Annotated in this window: 15 protein-coding genes; 5 read left to right on the forward strand and 10 right to left on the reverse strand. The window is 65.7% G+C overall.

What is annotated here, in order from left to right; all coding sequences use genetic code 11:
- Positions 1–255: 255 nt before the first annotated feature.
- Positions 256–1023: a DUF5694 domain-containing protein gene (locus VSX77_RS09225; protein WP_338424305.1), complete on the forward strand. Its 768-nt coding sequence runs from the start codon at positions 256–258 to the stop codon at positions 1021–1023.
- Between the two features lie 10 nt (positions 1024–1033).
- On the opposite strand, the gene VSX77_RS09230 is transcribed toward VSX77_RS09225, so the two are convergent.
- Positions 1034–2062: a phytase gene (locus tag VSX77_RS09230; RefSeq protein WP_338424306.1), complete on the reverse strand. Its 1029-nt coding sequence runs from the start codon at positions 2060–2062 to the stop codon at positions 1034–1036.
- 184 nt (positions 2063–2246) lie between these two features.
- Between VSX77_RS09230 and VSX77_RS09235 the strand changes: the two genes are divergently transcribed.
- Positions 2247–4595: a TonB-dependent receptor plug domain-containing protein gene (locus tag VSX77_RS09235; RefSeq protein ID WP_338424307.1), complete on the forward strand. Its 2349-nt coding sequence runs from the start codon at positions 2247–2249 to the stop codon at positions 4593–4595.
- Positions 4596–4780: 185 nt separating this feature from the next.
- On the opposite strand, the gene VSX77_RS09240 is transcribed toward VSX77_RS09235, so the two are convergent.
- The 8 genes from VSX77_RS09240 to crtY form a co-directional block, all read right to left on the reverse strand.
- Positions 4781–6559 carry a heparinase II/III family protein gene (locus VSX77_RS09240; RefSeq protein ID WP_338424308.1) on the reverse strand — a complete coding sequence of 593 codons (1779 nt, stop codon included), beginning with the start codon at positions 6557–6559 and terminating at the stop codon, positions 4781–4783.
- A 3-nt stretch (positions 6560–6562) separates the two neighbouring features.
- The gene (rpe, locus tag VSX77_RS09245) at positions 6563–7234 is read right to left on the reverse strand and encodes a ribulose-phosphate 3-epimerase (protein ID WP_338424309.1); all 672 of its coding nucleotides are present in this window, start codon (positions 7232–7234) and stop codon (positions 6563–6565) included.
- A 298-nt stretch (positions 7235–7532) separates the two neighbouring features.
- A complete protein-coding gene (locus tag VSX77_RS09250) occupies positions 7533–8051 on the reverse strand; it encodes an AAA family ATPase (RefSeq protein WP_338424310.1) in 519 nt (172 codons plus the stop codon).
- Entirely contained in the window at positions 8048–8617 is a 570-nt protein-coding gene (gene pnuC / locus VSX77_RS09255; RefSeq protein WP_338424311.1) for a nicotinamide riboside transporter PnuC, read from the reverse strand. The genes VSX77_RS09250 and pnuC overlap by 4 nt, the downstream gene beginning before the upstream one ends.
- Complete coding sequence (locus VSX77_RS09260) at positions 8614–9597, reverse strand: phytoene/squalene synthase family protein (RefSeq protein WP_338424312.1); 984 nt, start codon at positions 9595–9597, stop codon at positions 8614–8616. The genes pnuC and VSX77_RS09260 overlap by 4 nt, the downstream gene beginning before the upstream one ends.
- Positions 9597–10178 carry a TIGR00730 family Rossman fold protein gene (locus VSX77_RS09265; protein WP_338424313.1) on the reverse strand — a complete coding sequence of 194 codons (582 nt, stop codon included), beginning with the start codon at positions 10176–10178 and terminating at the stop codon, positions 9597–9599. Before VSX77_RS09265 ends, VSX77_RS09260 begins: the two co-directional genes overlap by 1 nt.
- Before the next feature lie 117 nt (positions 10179–10295).
- On the reverse strand, positions 10296–11771 hold the full coding sequence (locus VSX77_RS09270) for a phytoene desaturase (protein WP_338424314.1): 1476 nt from the start codon (positions 11769–11771) through the stop codon (positions 10296–10298).
- Positions 11768–12922, reverse strand: a complete 1155-nt coding sequence (crtY, locus tag VSX77_RS09275; protein ID WP_338424315.1) for a lycopene beta-cyclase CrtY — start codon at positions 12920–12922, stop codon at positions 11768–11770. Before crtY ends, VSX77_RS09270 begins: the two co-directional genes overlap by 4 nt.
- A gap of 73 nt (positions 12923–12995) precedes the next feature.
- Between crtY and VSX77_RS09280 the strand changes: the two genes are divergently transcribed.
- Together VSX77_RS09280 and VSX77_RS09285 are read left to right on the forward strand one after the other, a co-directional pair.
- Complete coding sequence (locus VSX77_RS09280; RefSeq protein WP_338424316.1) at positions 12996–13757, forward strand: sterol desaturase family protein; 762 nt, start codon at positions 12996–12998, stop codon at positions 13755–13757.
- On the forward strand, positions 13699–14112 hold the full coding sequence (locus VSX77_RS09285) for a DUF2141 domain-containing protein (RefSeq protein ID WP_338424317.1): 414 nt from the start codon (positions 13699–13701) through the stop codon (positions 14110–14112). Before VSX77_RS09280 ends, VSX77_RS09285 begins: the two co-directional genes overlap by 59 nt.
- Positions 14113–14672: 560 nt before the next feature.
- Here VSX77_RS09285 and VSX77_RS09290 read toward each other — a convergent pair.
- A complete protein-coding gene (locus VSX77_RS09290) occupies positions 14673–16205 on the reverse strand; it encodes a class I adenylate-forming enzyme family protein (RefSeq protein ID WP_338424319.1) in 1533 nt (510 codons plus the stop codon).
- Positions 16206–16292: 87 nt separating this feature from the next.
- Between VSX77_RS09290 and VSX77_RS09295 the strand changes: the two genes are divergently transcribed.
- A complete protein-coding gene (locus tag VSX77_RS09295; protein ID WP_338424321.1) occupies positions 16293–17018 on the forward strand; it encodes a response regulator transcription factor in 726 nt (241 codons plus the stop codon).
- The last annotated feature ends 72 nt before the right edge of the window (positions 17019–17090 follow it).

Raw genomic sequence — 17090 nt, forward strand, 5'->3', positions numbered from 1 at the left:
GCTGCTGGATGAAACGGGCGCGCTTGCCCTAGGAGCGCGCGCGGCGCAGGGCAAGTCTTATGCGGAACGCCTGCCTGGCGGCTTGACCGGAAAGATTGATCAGGATTATTGTCGTATTTCAAATAACTGTAAGGAAATGCAGTAATGATCTCCCCCGCTATGGCCTATTTCAGAAAAATGCTTCTAATTGTAACAGGATTGTTACTTTCGTTTCCTGCCGCCGCATTCGATGCCTCCGGGCAAAAGCCGCAATTGATGATCGTCGGCGTTCCGCATTTCGCCAATCCGGGGCGCGATGTCGCCAAGACGAACGTCGAAGATGTGTTTTCGCCGCAACGCCAGCGCGAGATCGAGGCGATCGTCGAATCGCTCGCTGCATTTCGGCCGACGCATGTCGCGGTCGAATGGGATGCCTCGAAACAGGAAGCGCTCGACCAGCGTTACGCGGCCTATCTTGCCGGAACCTATGAACTGACGCGCAACGAGGTCGATCAACTGGGGCTGCGACTGGCGAAGCGGCTGGGCCTGAAGCGCGTCGATGCGGTCGATTGGGGCGGCGATGCGCCGGGCAAGCCCGACGATTATAATTATATCGCCTGGCTGGAGGCGAACGGCCGCGCCGACGTCTGGGCGAATTTTCAAAAGACCGTACAAACCTACGCCGATGCCGAGCAGGCACGGCATCGCTGCCAGTCGATTGCCGACTGGATCCGCGGCTATGCCGAACCGGCGACGCTCTTTGGAATGGCGCAGCCCTATTATGAAATCGCCACCTTCGGAGCGCATGAAGACAACCCCGGCGCGGCGTGGGTGAGCAGCTGGTATTTACGAAACCTGCGCATTTTCAATTATTTGCGTGATATTGGCGGCGCACCGGGCAGCCGCACCGTGGCGATTTTCGGCGCGGGCCATGCGCCGCTGCTTCGCGACAATGCACGCGGTTCGGGGGCAATGGAACTGGTCGAGCCCGCCGATTATCTGCCGCCGTCGCGCGGATCGACCTGCGCCGCGGAGGCGCGCTGACGCCGGGGCGTTACAGCCCCAGCGCCGCAGCGATCTGGTCCCAGCGCACCAGTTTGAAATTCTGCGCCTGGGCGCCGTTGTCGCCGTCTTGGGCGATGAAGATGCCATCGGGATAGGCGGGGCCGAAATTGCCCGCGACCGCCTCGATCCCGTCGGTCTCGCTCGTCGCGCCGAAGGTGCCTGCGGCGACGGCGAAGCGGCCGACATAGTCGATGCCGGGTAGGCGGAATACGGCATAGGCATTGTCGCCCTGGCTCGATGCGATCAGGTAGCGCTGGCCCTTGTGGTCGATCGTCGCCAGCCCTTCGAGGTCGGCGACGAGCCGCTGGTTGTCGATCGGCGCGACCATGCGCGCGGTGGCACCCTTGCCCTGCTGCTTCAATTCCCACAGCCCGCCGACCTCTTCGCCGACATAGAGCGTGTCGCCGTCGAAGACGCAGCCTTCGGACTGGGTCGGGATCTTATGTTCCCACTCGACGGTAAAGGTCGGTGCACTGCCCGCGGGCAGCCCCAGCGTGCCGACGCGTACCGTGCCGTCCTTGACGATCAGCGCCGCGGTGATCGGTTCGCCCGGCGCGCTTTTCTTGACGCACAGGCCATAGGCCTCGCCCGGTCCCGCCGCCGCGCGGCCCAGCGCGGTGATCGCCGGTTTTGCGCCATCCAGGCGGAACAGTGCAAGATGCGCGTTGATGCCGTCGTTGCGGTCGCTGGCAACGATGATGTCGCCCGCCATGTCGACATTGTTGACCAGCCCGGCCTTGATGAACGCGACATCCTTGCCTGCAAGGTCATAGACGTGGAGCCCCGCCTTCTTGTCGGTGGCAACGATCAGCGCGCGATTCGGATTGGCGGGATCGACCCATACCGCCGGATCGTCGGCGGCGTCGGCGCGGTTGGTGCCGACCGGCTGCGTCTCGCCGCTCGCGGTCACCTGCACCGGCGGCAAGCCAGTGATGACGGGTCCGCGCGCAGTGCACCCGGCGAGCAGCGAGGCAAGGGCGAGCGAAGTCAGCAACTTCGCCTGGCGGGTGGCGGGCATGGCGATTCCCCTTGTTCATGCAGCGCATCCGCGCGTTTGAACGCGCCCTCTTCCATCTTGGGCGCGCCGCGTCAATTGCACAATATTTCCGTCACTTAACTGTCATCAAAGCGTCATTTGACTCGTCGCAAACTGTCACACGCTGCCCCTAGACGCCCGGCAACCATAACGGGGGTCTCATCAGATGATTCGAACTTTCAGCCTGCGTTCCACCGCCGCTCTCGCCATTGCCGCCGCGCTTGCCGCCGCCCCCGCCGCCGCGCAGCAGGCGCCGGCCGACACCGCGCCGATTCAGCGTCAGGACGGCGAAATCACGACCTCGCAGGACATCGTCGTCCTCGGCAGCGTCGGCTATCGCAACCGCAGCGACGAGGCCGAACCTGTCCTTTCGTACGACAGCGAATTTTTCCAGCGCTTCGAGCCGCTGACCGCGGGCGATGCGCTGAAGCGCGTGCCGTCGGTGACCTTTCTGTCGGACGTCATCGAAAGCGACGGCGCGCGGCTCCGCGGCCTGCCGCCGGGCTATACGCAGATCCTGATCAACGGCGAGCGCGTGCCCGGCAATGCGTCGGACCGCAGCTTCTTCCTCGACCGCATCCCCGCCGAGCTGATCGACCGCGTCGAGATCGTCCGCTCGTCGTCGGCGCGCCGCACCGGCGACGCGGTCGCGGGCACGATCAACATCGAATTGCGCGACGGTTTCGAACTCGACGGCGGCTATGTCCGCGCGGGGGCGCTCTATTATGATGACGAGGAACTCGAACCGAGCCTCGGCCTCGTCTATGGCGGTCAGGTCGGTCCGGGCCGCCTGCTGATCGGCCTCAACTTCCAGGGGCGCCACAACCCCAAGAAGAAATTTTCGCTCCGCTATGGCGATTCGCCCGAGAATGATCCTGATTTCAGGGCCAACGACTTCGACAATCGCGAGGATCAGACCGACACGCGCGACGGCAAGGATTATTCGGCCAACGCCAGCTACGAGATCGACGGCGAGACGACCGATTTCCGCATCAGCGGCTTCTTCGTCCGCACTGACCGCTTCGAAAGCGAGCGCAGCTTCGAATATGACGATCCGACTGCGGTCAACGGCCCGCTGCCGACCGGGAACCTGATCAGCGACAATGCCAACGACAATGGCATCGACCAGCAGAATTACAGCATCGACACCAAGCTGTCGCACGAATGGTCGCTCGGCAAGACGACGCTGCGCGTCGGTTTCGCGCGCTTCGACGACGAACAGACCGAAAGCGAGTATCAGATCGAATTCAACGACGAGGGCGACGACCCCGAGTTCGAACAGGGCATCTTCACCACCGACATCCTCGACAAGGAATTTTCGGTGAAGCTCGACCATGCGTTCGAACTGGGCGACGACACGCAGCTAATCGTCGGCGGGCTCTATCAGGACAAGGACCGCAGCACCGCGATTCTGGAAGCCGACGATGACGCCGCGTTCGCGGGACTGGAGGACAGCTACGACCAGTTTTCCGACAATCCGGCCGACCTCGCCGTTCCCTTCGGCGAGCTCGAACCTGCCGATGGCGGGGTTAACCGCATCGAGGAACGCCGCCTCGACGCCTTTGCGCTGGTCCAGGGCAAGTCGGGCGGACTGACGTGGGAAGCGGGTATCCGCTATGAAACGACGCGCTTCGACATCACCGACTTCACCGAAGCGGCGGCTGTGCCGACGCAGCGCAACGAATATGAAAAATGGCTGCCGTCGGCGTCGATCAAGTTCGACCTGACCCCGCGCGACCGCATCACCGCGTCGGTCGCACGCACCAATCGCCGCCCCGATTTCAACTTCATCTCGCCCGCGCTGCTTGAAGAGGAGGTGGGTGACAGCGATCTGCTCGGCAATCCGCTGCTCGGCCCCGAAACGGCGTGGGGTTTCGACCTCGGTTACGAACGCCGCATCGGCCGGACCGGCGTCGTCGGCATCAACGCCTTCTATCGCGACGTGACCGATCTGATCGAGCTGACCAACACCGGCGAAGAGGGGTCAGAAGGGCCAGGCACCTTCGTCTACCAGCCGCAGAATGTCGGTGACGGCAAGGTCTGGGGCGTCGAGTTCGACCTGTCGACCGACCTTGGCTTCCTCGGCCTGTCCGACACCGGCATCTTCGGCAACGTCTCATGGCTCGACAGCGAAATCACCGATTTTGCGGGCAAGCGGCGTTTCAACGGCCAGTCGGACTATGTCTATAACATCGGCTTCATCCAGGACGTTCCGGCTTGGGGTGTGGCGTTCGGCGCAACACACCGCAAGCAGGGCGCGGCCTATGACCGGGTGATTGCCGAAGAAGTCCGCACCACCTATGACGCCGATCTTGAAATCTTCGTGGAAAAGCGGATCGGCAGCAATTTCACCATCCGCGCGGTCGGATCGAACCTGCTGAACGGCGCCAAGCGCGAAGTGTTCAACAAGTTCGACAATCTGGAAGACCAGCTCGACCGCGATTTCGACGAATATGAGCTCGAAAGCGAAAAGGCGGGGCCGGTGTTCCAGCTGATGGCGCGCTACGCCTTTTAAGCGTTCGGCGGCCGGTGCTCAGTCCCTTGGGCACCGGCTGCGCTTCCTCCCGGTCGCGTAGCGATGGGGAGGTGGCAGCGCGAAGCGCTGACGGAGGGGCCTTGGCGCTGGTGTCGCAAGGCCCCTCCACCATCCGCTTCGCGGACGGTCCCCCTCCCCATGGCTTCGTCACAGGGAGGATCATCCTACCCGATATGCTTGAATATCCACCCCACGCTCACCCCGCCCGCGGGTGCGGTGCCGGTGATGACGAGCTGTTCGGTCGGATGCGGGCGGCCGTCGCCGTCGACCCACAGGCTTTGCTCGATTTCCAGCGTGCCTTCGGACGTGCGAAACTGCCACAGCGGGCCGCCGCCGATGCGCAGCAGCGCGCCCAGCCCGTCGGCGGTCAGGCTCGCCGAAATATTGCGGCCGAGGTGAAAGCGCATCGTGAAGCGCTTGTCGCCCTTGCGCCGCGTGCGCGGGGCGGGGAGCAGCATGTCCTCGCCGCGCAGCTCGCGCCCGTTGGGTGAGAGGATCAGCAGGCGGCGATGGATGAGGCCGTGGCGCCGCGCATAGCCGTCGTGGCTCATCTCCAGCCGGCTGCCCTGCGGCGTTTCGCGCCGGTCGAGCTCGACCTCGGTCACGCCCTTGCCGAGCGCGCCGCCCGGCAGGATCGCGGTCGAATTGCTGTCGCCCAGCGTCAGCGTCGAATGCGCCGCGGTGGTGCGCAGCCCGCGCGCAAGATCGGCGGGAATGGTCGCGCCGGTCAGCGCCGCGCCGCCGCAATTGACGACGATGCGCTCGTCGCCGTCGCTGAGTTCGAACGCCAGCGTCGAGGCACAGCCCGCCTCGGTCACCCGGGCAATGGGGGGAGGCGCGGCGTCGGCGAGCAGCACCGCCTTGTTCGCGACGAGCCGCTGATACCCCCAGTCGCGCGCCTGCTTGAGCGGCCGGGTACGCACGCCGCTTGCCGCGACGATCGCCTGCACATGCGCGGCCGAGGTCGCGCCGCTGCCCTGCCAGCAGCCCATGCCGCCGTCGGCGTGGAGCAGCCCAAGCAGCGCGGGCACCGCGCGCGCGAGCACCTCCTGCACAAAAGGCGGCACCTCCATCCGGCGCATCTCATAGGTTTTGGCGAGCATCGACAGCGCCATAATCGCATCGAGCTGCGCCTGCGGCGAGCGCGAGATATTGCCGCCGTCGGCATAGAAGCTGGTTTCGAGAACCTTGCGTAGCCCCGCCTCGCCGAACACCTGCCGCGGTTCGCCGCCGGGCATCAGCAGCGACGCGGCAACGATGCCGACCCACGCGACCATCTGGCCCGTGCCCGGCCGCGTCTTGTCGGCAACGCGGTCGAGGTGCCGCGCCGCGCGCGCGAGGTGGTTGAGCACCGCCGAGCGATAGACGAGGTCGCTCGACGACAGGATCAGCGGCGCATGCGCGGCCCAGAACAGGATGCGCCATCCGGTATTGTCGGCGCGCCACGCGGGTTCGCTCACCGCATCGCCATGCGTGCCGAGCCAGTGGCGCACCACGGCTTCGGCAATCGGCGCGCCATCGGCGCGGGTGCCGGTGGCGGCAAGGTCGCGCAGCCAGGCGAAGCTGTGGAGATAATCGGCAAAGGCGGGCGCGACGGTCAGCGACGCGAAATCGAGCTGGCCGAGCGGCAATTTCAGCCCGCGGTGCAGGAAATGTCCCGCACGAATTGCAGTGCCCGCGCGCATGTCGCCGGGTACCGGGTCGGCGGGCACGCCGAGCAGCTTCAGCGGAAAGCGCCCTTTCAGCCGCAGCGCGTGAAGCGGCGTGCGCCAGGTCAGGCGGGTGATCGCATTGGCCACGCGGTCGCCGAGCGACAGCCCCTTGTCGGCGGGCAGGCGGATCAGCCGCTTGCCGGGCTCGATCGTATCGTCGATCGGCGCGGCATCGTGACCGGAATCGAGCGGCGGGTCGGCGGGGGCAGTGGTCAGCGGTCTCCCCTCCATTGATCAGGTCCCGCGCAGCCGCCGGATATTGTCGGCGTAAACATCTGGCCCGCCCTTGAAGGTCGCGGTCCCCGCAACGAGCACGTCGGCGCCGGCTGATATGGCGAGCGGCGCGGTGGCCGCGTCGATCCCGCCGTCGACTTCCAGCCTGATGTCGCGGCCCGATTTGTCGATCATCTTTTTCACCGCCTCGATCTTGCGAAGCTGGCTGGAGATGAAACTCTGCCCGCCGAAACCGGGGTTGACGCTCATGATGAGGACCAGGTCGACGTCGTCGATCAGATAATCGAGCATCTTGGCGGGGGTCGCGGGGTTCAGCGACACGCCCGCCTGTTTGCCCAGCGACTTGATATGCTGGACGGTGCGGTGGATGTGCGGGCCCGCCTCGGGATGGACGGTGATGATGTCGGCGCCCGCCGCGGCAAAGGCGTCGAGGAAATGATCGACCGGCGAAATCATCAGATGGACGTCGAAGGGCAGCGCCGAATGCGGCCGCAGCGCCTTGACCACCATCGGCCCGATCGTCAGGTTGGGCACAAAATGGCCGTCCATCACGTCGATATGCACCCAGTCGGCCCCCGCGACCTCGATCGCGCGCACTTCCTCGCCCAGCCGCGCAAAATCGGCGCTGAGGATCGACGGAGCAATGCGGACGGCAGGCGACGTGACGGACATGGACCGGCCTTAACCATCTAAGGAGTCGGGGGCAAGCGGGGGCAGGGGGGCGGCTGTGGAAAAGCGGGTGGGGGCTGTGGTGTTAGGAGGGGAAGGTCTGATTGCGACCGATTGCAGCCAAAAGCTCCTCCCTGTGGCGAAGCCATGGGGAGGTGGCAGCGCGAAGCGCTGACGGAGGGGCTATGGCGCAACCGTCGCAGCCCCTCCACCACTCGCTTCGCGAGCGGTCCCCCTCCCCATCGCTTCGCGACAGGGAGGATTTAGCGGCAGCTTCCCACCCCAAAGCGGTCACCAACGCTTACATCAAACCCGCCGCCTCGATCGCCGAAATCGCATTGTCGATCCGGGCGTCTCCTTCGCCCTCGATCCACGCCCACGGGAGCTGCCGCCGGTCGAGCTCGCCGATCGCAACGTCCATGAACTGGTGCCGCGCGAGGTCGCTGCCGAACAGGCGGGTGCCGTCTTCCTGCCAGGGCAGGTCCATCGCGGGGACAAGATACAGGTCGGCGACCCCGGTCCACGCGTCGATTTCGGGCAGGCGGCGCCCCAGCAGCATGATCGCCCACGCCTGCGTCATCAGCGGGTCGGTGTCGGATACCAGCCAGTCGGGCCGCTCGGCCAGCGCCGCGGCGGTCGCGGCGCGGTGGCCGTCGAAAATGGCGAGCAGATCGACCGCGTCGAATTCGGTGCCGTGCGCTTCGGCATAGGTGCGCCCATATTCGGGAACGACCAGCCCGCCGAGCCGCAGCGCAAGCCGCGGGGCGAGCGTCGACTTGCCCGTGCTTTCGGCGCCGTGCAGGCAAATGTGCCGGGTCATAATGCGAGGGGTCCCGTCGCGGCGGCGCGGCGCCACTGGATCAACCCGTCGATCGACAGGCCGAGCAGCACGACATAGACCGCGCTGGTCGCATAAAGCCCGCGCGACGCGAAGAGCGGTATCGCGATCAGGTCGACGAGGATCCACAGATACCAGCTTTCGACGCGGCGCCGCGCGAGCAGCCATTGCGCGGTGACGCTCATCATCGCTATCGCGCCGTCGATCCATGGTGCCACGGCGTCGGTGTGGCGATCCATCGCATAGCTCCACCCCGCCCACGCGGCGAGCGTGCCGAGCCCCCAGCCCCAGCGCGCGCGGCGGCTCATCCAGCCGACAGGCACGCCACCGTCAGTCCGTGCGCGCGTCCACGCGGCCCAGCCATAAAGGTTGAGCGCGAAGAAAAAGCCCTGGAGCAGCATGTCGCTGTACAGCTTGGCCTCGAAGAAGACGAAGGCATAAAGCGTCACCGCGACGAGCGCGAAGGGGTAGTTCCAGACGCTGCGCAGAGCGACGAGCGCGACATTGGTGAGCACGGAGGCGGCGGCGATCCACTCGACGGCGTTCATGCGCCTCGGCGCTCCCCGTCCGCGCGTGCGCCTTCCTGCCGCGGCCGCGTCCACAGCCCGTCGCGGCTGATCCGCCGCTGCAGCGGGCGGCGCAGCACCGACCAGCCGGCGCGCGCGACCCAGCCGAGCTTGGCGGCGAGCGAACTGGCGGCGCGGTGATCCCAAGCATGGTCGCCGCGGCGCCGCACCTCGCGCGCGATGTCGCCATAGATGCCCGCGGCGGCGAGGACCGCCCAGCGGCTGCGTGGCGGCAGTTTGCGAGCGCCCCAGCGCGCCGATGCTTCATATTCCTCGGCCATTTCGGCCAGCCATTTTGCCATCACCGACAGGCGCGGGCGAAAGGCGGGATGCATATGCTGCCCGGGGGGAATGTCGAGCTCGACCATCCATTCGACGGGCAGGTAACAGCGGTCGGCCGCGGCATCCTCGGCCACGTCACGCGCGATATTGGCGAGCTGGAAGGCGATGCCAAGGTCCGATGCGCGGTCGAGCGTGCGCTCGTCGTCGGGATCGATGCCCATCACCAGCGCCATCGCGACGCCGACTGCGCCCGCGACATGGTAGCAATAGCGCAGCAGGTCGTCCTCGCTGCGCGGGCGCCAGTCCTGCGCATCGAGTTCAAACCCCGCGACGATGTCGTCGATCACCGCGCGCGGGATCGCCACCTCGGTGAGCAGGAAACCCAGCGCGTCGAACGCCGGTTCGCCCGTCGGCTCGCTCGCAAAGGCCTTGTCGGTCAGCGCCCGGATGCGCGCGACGGCGGCGGCGGGATCGTGCCCCGGTCGCATCGTGCCGCCATGATCCTGCCCGTCGGTCAGATCGTCGGCGGCGCGGCACCAGGCGTAGAGCAGCCAGACGCGCTCGCGCGTTTTTCGATCGAACAACTGGCTTGCGAGCGCAAAACTTCTCGATCCGCGCGCGATGCTGTCGTGCGCGAAACCGTGGAGGGCGTCGGCGTCATAGGCCCCCTCCGCAGTCATCAGAGATTTTCGGCCTTCATCGCGAAAATCGTCTGGTGCGGTTCGTAGGCCGCCATCTTGTCGAGCAGTTCGTCGAGTCCGGCATCGACGATCATGATCCCCGCGTGCGCCGGGCGGATGAAGCCGACGTCGATCATCCGGCGATTGAAGGCGATCAGGTCGTTAAAGAAACCCGCGGCGTTGAGCAGCCCGACGGGCTTGGTGTGATAGCCGAGCTGCGCCCAGCTGATCGCCTCCCACAGCTCGTCCATCGTCCCGACGCCGCCGGGGATCGTCAGGAACCCGTCCGACAGGTCGGTGAACATCTTCTTGCGCTCGTGCATCCCGCTCACGACGTGCAGTTCGGTGCAGCCGCGATGCGCGACCTCGGCGCCGACAAGCGCTTCGGGGATGATGCCTATCACTTCGCCGCCCGCCTCAAGCGCGCTGTCGGCGACCGCGCCCATCAGCCCCAGCCGCCCGCCGCCGTAGACAACACCGATCCCGCGGCTCGCGAGCGTGCGGCCCACATGGCGCGCGGTTTCGATATAGATGGGATCGTCGGGAGTGGCGGACCCGCAATAGACGGCGAGGCGTTTCATCGTTTGATGGCTTTCACAAATTTCCATTTGGGCTGAGCTCGTCGAAGCCCCGTCCTTCTCTTGCCGCCTTTGAAGGAAGAACGGCCCTTCGACAAGCTCAGGGTAAACGGAGTCGTGTCATTCAAGCATGAGCGCAGCAGTCGCCTTGGCGCTGCCGACGACACCGGGAATACCCGCGCCCGGATGCGTGCCTGCGCCGACGAAGTAAAGATTGGAAATCACATCGTCGCGGTTGTGCGCGCGGAAATAGGCCGATTGCCACAGCACGGGTTCCAGGCTGAAGGCGCTGCCGAGATGTGCGCTGAGGTCGCGGCCAAAATCGGCGGGGGTGTAGTGAAAGCGGGTGACGAGATTGGCGCGCAGATCGGGGGCGACGCGCCGCTCGACCTCGTCGATGATCGCGTCGGCGAAGCGCGCGCCGAAGTCACCGTCCCAGTCGGCCTTTGCCTTGCCAAGATGCGCGACGGGGGCGAGCGCATAAAAGGTCGAATGCCCGGGCGGTGCCATGCCGGGATCGGTGATGCTCGGATGATGGAGGTAGAGCGAGAAATCGTCGGGCACGACGCCATTCTTGTAGATGTCGGCGAGCAACCCCTGATACCGCGGACCGAACAAGATGCTGTGGTGCGCGACGTCGGGATATGCGCCCTTCGCGCCGAAATGGACGACGAACAGCGACGGCGACCAGCGTTTGCGCGCCAAGCTGCGCGCAGCTTTGGGTCCACGCGGATGATCGGCGAGCAGGTCGTGGTAGCTGTGCATCAGGTCGCCGTTGCACGCGATCATGTCGGCATCGCCGCGCCAGCCGCTCGCGGTGGTGACTCCGGTGGCGCGGTTGCCTGCGGTGTGGATTGCAGTCACCGCATCGCCGAGGCGCAGTGTGCCGCCCAGTCGTTCGAACAGCTGCACGAGCCCGGCGACGAGCCGGTTGGTCCCGCCGCGGGCGAACCAGACGCCGCCGTCCTTTTCGATTGTGTGGATCAGCGCATAGATGGCGCTCGTCGTCATCGGATTGCCGCCGACGAGCAGAGTATGGAACGACAGCGCCTGCCGCAGCCGTTCGTCGCGAACATAGGAGGACACGATCGAATAAACGCTGCGCCAGGCCTGATATTTCATCAGCGCGGGGGCGGCCTTGATCATCGTCGAAAAGTCGAGGAAGGCCGTCGCGCCGAGCTTCACATAGCCCTGTTCGTAAACGCCCTTCGAATAGTCGAGAAAGCGTTCATAACCCGCGACATCCTCGGGATTCAGCCGCGCGATCTCGGCGTGGAGCGCGGCCTCGTCGTTCGAATAGTCGAAATTGGTGCCATCGGGCCAGTTCAGTCGGTAAAAGGGGCTGACGGGCATCAGGTCGACGTCGGCGGCCATATCCCATCCGCTCAGCGCCCATAGTTCGGACAGGCACGGCGGATCGGTAATGACGGTTGGCCCGGCGTCGAAGGTGAAGCCGTCGCGCACCCAATGATAGGCGCGCCCGCCCGGCTTGTCGCGCGCCTCGACGATCGTTGTCGCAACGCCCGCCGACTGGAGCCGGACCGCAAGCGCGAGGCCACCAAAGCCGGCGCCGATGACGATGGCGCGGCGGCTCATCGCCAGTCGAGCCTGGCGAGCGCTGCGAGCGCGCGACCGACAGGGACGGGCGGCCTTCCCGCGAGCAGGCGCAATCTGTCCGCCGCCGTCGAGCGGCCGGCATAGAAGCGCGCGATGAGCCGCGGCGAGAGGCGATAGAAACGCTCGAAAATGCGGTAGCGCGCCTCGGGATCGGCGGCGCGGAACAGCATCGCGTCAAGCATCCGGTAAAAGCGCTGGCGGTGCCACGACGCTGCGGCGCGCGCGCGAAGCCGGTCGGGCAGGTCGGCGCGGCTGACCAGCGCGGGCAGCGCCGCGGCGGTGCGCACCGCGTGCGGCAGCGAGTAGCCCGTCGTTGCGTGGAACATCCCGGCGCGCGCACCGATTCGCGCAGTGCGGTCCGAGGCCGGCCACAGCCGGTCGAAATCGCCCGCGATCACCACTGGCAACACTCCACTCTCCTCGCGCGTCGTGGCGGTCACCTGCCAACCCTGTGCCGCGGCATAGGCCGCGATCCGTTCGCGCACCACCGCCTCGTCGAGTTCGGCGTCGTTGCTGTAATAAGTGTCCTCGACGAACAGGGTCTGGGCGTCGAAGGGAAGGAGATAGACAAAGCGATAGCCGTCCAGCTGCTCGACCGTCGCATCCATGACGACCGGATGCTGAATGCCGTGCCCGCCCGCAATCGTCAGCGCCTGTCCGACGAATTTCTGCCAGCCGCAATCGAGCGTCGGAAAGCGGCCCGCGCCGCGCGCGTCGATGACATGCTTCGCCGACAGCCGCCCGCCACGCGCCAGCAGCAGATGGTCCGGTGCGACATGCTTCGCGCGATCCGCGATGACATGCCCGTTGGGCAACGTCGCCGCGACCGCTTCGGCAAGCGCCTCGCCGGTGATGCTTTTGTACCCCATGTCCAGCGTCCGGCCGTGCTCGGGAAAACGCACGTCGTAGCGCGGCCAGTGATAACGGACGAGCGGTGCGACCAGCCAGCGGTCCTTTTTGGCGATGTCGCTGTCGAAAAAGGACCAGATATGATTGCCGCCGACCGGCCCCGGTTCGACCAGCCGTATGTCGAGATCGGGGCGCTTCGTCGCCAGTGCGAGCGCGGCCAGCCCGCCGGCCAGCCCGCCGCCGACGATCGCAATGTCGCATTTATCAAAATTCGGCCCCATGACTTCGCCCTAGCCGCGCTTCGCGCCGATGCAAAGCCATTGCAACGCGGCGCCGAACGGCTAGCCTTTGCCGATGACCGGTTGGGCGATCCTTTTTTCCGCGCTTGCGATGACCGTAATCGTCGGTGTTCGCTATCTTGTCACCAGCGGCGCTTTCGCGCTGGCAACACGCTTGCGTCACCCCGGTCTCTACCGCGGACTCGAACCGCAGATGCGCCGCGAGATCGGCTGGAGCCTTGCCAGCGCCGCCATTTATGGCGTTCCCGCTGGCGTCGTCGCCTGGGGGTGGCAGGCGCATGGCTGGACGCGCATCTATACCGATGTGGGCGCCTTTCCGCTCTGGTATCTGCCCGTCAGCCTGCTCCTCTACCTCTTGCTCCACGATACATGGTTTTACTGGACGCACCGCTGGATGCACCGCCCGCGCCTGTTTCGCCTCGCGCACGCCGTCCATCATGCCAGCCGCCCGCCGACCGCGTGGGCGGCGATGAGTTTCCACCCGATCGAGGCGGTCACCGGCGCGATCGTCATTCCTGCGCTGGTCTTTGTCATTCCCATTCATGTCGCGGTGCTGGGGCTCGTTCTGGCGATCATGACGATCATGGGGGTCGGCAATCATATGGGGTGGGAGATGTTTCCCCGCGCGCTTGTTCATGGACCAGCAGGGCGCTGGCTGATAACCGCGACGCATCACCAGGCGCATCATGCAGCCTACCGGGGAAATTATGGACTCTATTTCCGCTTTTGGGATCGCGCGTGCGGCACGGACATCGGGCTTGGCCGCTTTGATCCTGTGCACTCTCGCGGCGAACGCCCCGCTGCCGCCGACGGTTGAGGTCAGCGTTACCAGGCTGCGCAGCACCAAGGGGCAGCTGCTCGTCTGCCTGACGGCCAAGGCGAGCGCTTTTCCCGATTGCAGCAAGGACAAGGGCTCGGTGCGTATGGCGGTGAAAGCCGTCGATGCCGACCGATTCGACATCCATGCGCCCGCGAACGGCACCTATGCCATCGCGGTGGTCCATGACGAGAATGGCAACAACAAGATGGACAAGGCGATCTTCCTGCCAAAGGAAGGCTTCGGCTTTTCGCGCAATCCCGCGATCGCCATGGGTCCGCCGAGCTTCAAATCGGCAAGCTTTGCCGTTGCGGGCGATATGCACCAGTCGATCGAGATGAAATATATGCTGTAGGACTGGCGACCACCCCGGAGCGATCGACGGCTTCGGGCGGCGGGCTGTCTACGCCAGCGTTGGTAGGCGTGCGTTATCCAGTCGGCACGAGGGCCACGGAATCTTTCCAAAGGTCAGGAAAGGTCAGCCCGGCGCGTTCGCAATCCGAGCAGCGCAGGCCGAGGGATATTTCAAAAGTCAGTAAAGGTCAGCCTTGTGCGGCCGCCGATCCGCCGTTCCGGCCGGATATGTCGCACCGGGTCGCTGCGCACGCCCCCGGCGAGCCAGTCATCGCTTCTGTCCACATGTTGAAAGAGCAAGGGTGAAGGCTGGCACACGCGCGTCATGTAGGACAGCGTTTTTTTGGTGTGTGCTTTTGCGGTGGGGAGCGGACATTAATTCCTCCCTGTCGCGCAGCGATGGGGAGGTGGCAGCGCGAAGCGCTGACGGAGGGGCAATAAGGTGACGTCGCGGCCCCTCCACCACCGCTTCGCGTGGTCCCCCTCCCCACGGCTTCGCCGCAGGGAGGATTTTAGGTACGCAGCTGGTCTAAACGTGACACTCCCGGCGATGGGCCGTCCTCACCCGCTATGCGCATCGCGCAGTTCACGTTTAAGCACCTTGCCGATCGGGCTGCGCGGCAGTTCGGCCACGATGCGGATCGCGCTCAGCCGCTGCGTTTTGCCGACCTTGGCATTGCAGGTCTCGCGCACGCTTTCGGGATCGGCGCCGGGCTTCAGCACGACGAAAGCGACCGGGGTCTCGCCCCATTCCTCGCTCGGCATTCCGACCACTGCCGCCTCGACGACGCGGTCGTCGGCGAGCAGGATCGCCTCGAGGTCGCTGGGGAAGATGTTGAACCCGCCCGATATGATCATGTCCTTCGCACGGTCCATCAACGTCAGGAAACCGTCCTCGTCGATCCGGCCGATGTCGCCGTGGCGATAGAAGAGGTTTCCCTCGCTGTCGTACCAGTGCATCGCTTTCGTCGCATCGGGGCGGTTGTTGTATCCGGTCATCATCGCCGGACTGCGGCCGACAATCTCGCCGACCGATCCTTGCGGCAGTTCGTTGCCATCCTCGTCGATGACCTTGGCGATATGGCCGGGCGCGGGTTTGCCAACGGTGTGCAGCTTGTCAGGAAACTGATGCGCTTCGAGGATGAAGGCTGCGCCGCCCTCGGTCATGCCGTAAATCTCGACCAAGCCGCCGGGCCAGCGTTTCAGCACATCGGCTTTCAGCGCCGCGGGAAAGGGCGCCGAGGTGCAATATTTCATCACGAAGCTCGACAGGTCGAAGCGGTCGAAATCGTCGAGCGCCATGATGCGGCGATATTGCACCGGCACGAGCATGCAGTTGGTCGCGCGTTCGCGCTCCGCCAGCTCGAGGAAGCCGCGCGCATCGAATTTCTTCATCAGGACAACCTGCCCGCCCGATCCGACCGTCGGCATGAAGCTGGCCATCGTCGTGTTCGAATAGAGCGGGGTCGACAGGATCGTCACGGCGTTCGGGCCATAGGCGGGGGCACCGCGCTGGATATGTTGCCAGCGCATCGCATGGCTGTGGACTATGCCCTTGGGTGTTCCCGTCGTGCCCGACGAATAGATGATGTTGAATCCGTCCCCGGGCAGGATCTCGCCTGGTGCCGGTTTCGTCCCCGCGGGCGCGATCCAGTCCGCCAACGGCGTGCCTGCGTCGCTGCCGTCCATCGCGATCAGGTCGCTTGCGGCGATGTCGTGCCCTTCCAAGCTCGCTTTTGCTGTCGCGTCGAGGAACAGGTGGCGCGCGCTGGTGTCGGCGATCATCGCCGCCATTTGTTCGCCCGTCGCGCTGTTGGTGATCAGCCCGGCGACACCGCCGGCGCGCAGCGTGCCGAGGATGACCGCCATCTGTTCGACGCTGTTCAGCCCTGCAATTGCAGTGCGATCCCCTTTTTGCAAGCCGTCGTGCTGCAACCGCGCTGCGATTCGGTCGGTCAATTGATCCAGTTCGGACCAGCTCAGCCGCCGATCGGCATCGGCAGCCGCTACGGCGTCGGGACGTTCCGCGGCGTGGGCACGGACAAGGTCGGGCAGGGTGGCGAAGGCGCCGTCGAGCATTTCGATACTGGTCATGGCCATGGACTAGCACAGCCGAAAGGCGGTGCAATGCTGGCGGGGCGGCGGCGCGATACAATGTTGCGGCGGCGATCGGGGTTGCGGATGGCATCATCGGAGAGCGTCGCCGACGGCGGCAGGACGTTGCGCGTCGCCGTCTATCACCCGTGTGCCGAACGCGCCGAGACGCTTTGCGCCGCGATCGAGGGGGCGGGGCTGGCGGCGCAATTATTGCCATCGCACGTCAACGGGATACGTCCGTGGCGCGACCGCTGTTTCGACCTGCTCATCGTCAATCCGTTTCTCGACTGGCAGGAGCCCTTCGCCTTTGTCCGTCTCGCCGCTTCGGTTGCCGGGCAGCGTCCGCTGATCGCGATGTCGGACCGCGACTCGCTCGACGATCGGCTGCTGGCGCTCGCCGCCGGCGCCGACGATGCCGTGGGCTGGACCGACAATCTTCCCGAATTGCTCGCGCGCATCGCGGGGTTGCTCCGGCGCAGCCGCATTGCGACGGGGCAGCTCGGCGCGGGCGAGCTCAGGATCGACCTGATCGACCGGCGCGTCGAGCGCGCGGGGCAGCTGATCCGCATGCCGCTGCGCGAATTCGACCTGCTAGCCAACCTCGCGCGCGTTCCCGACCGCCCGCTGTCGCGCGACACGCTGTTGAGGGCCGTGTGGCGGATCGATTTCGATCCGGGGACGAACCGCGTCGAAGTGCATATGTCGCGGCTGCGCGCGAAGGTCGACCGCGGCTTTGCCTGGCCGATGCTGCGCACGGTGAAGGGCGTCGGCTATGCGCTGCGCTCGCGGCCGGAAACTTCGTGGCCTTGAAGGGGTGTCGGCGGATTTAGCGTGGGGAGCGGACGTTTAAATCCTCCCTGTGGCGAAGCCATGGGGAGGGGA

This window comes from Sphingopyxis sp. TUF1 (genome assembly GCF_036687315.1).
GTDB lineage: Bacteria > Pseudomonadota > Alphaproteobacteria > Sphingomonadales > Sphingomonadaceae > Sphingopyxis > Sphingopyxis kveilinensis.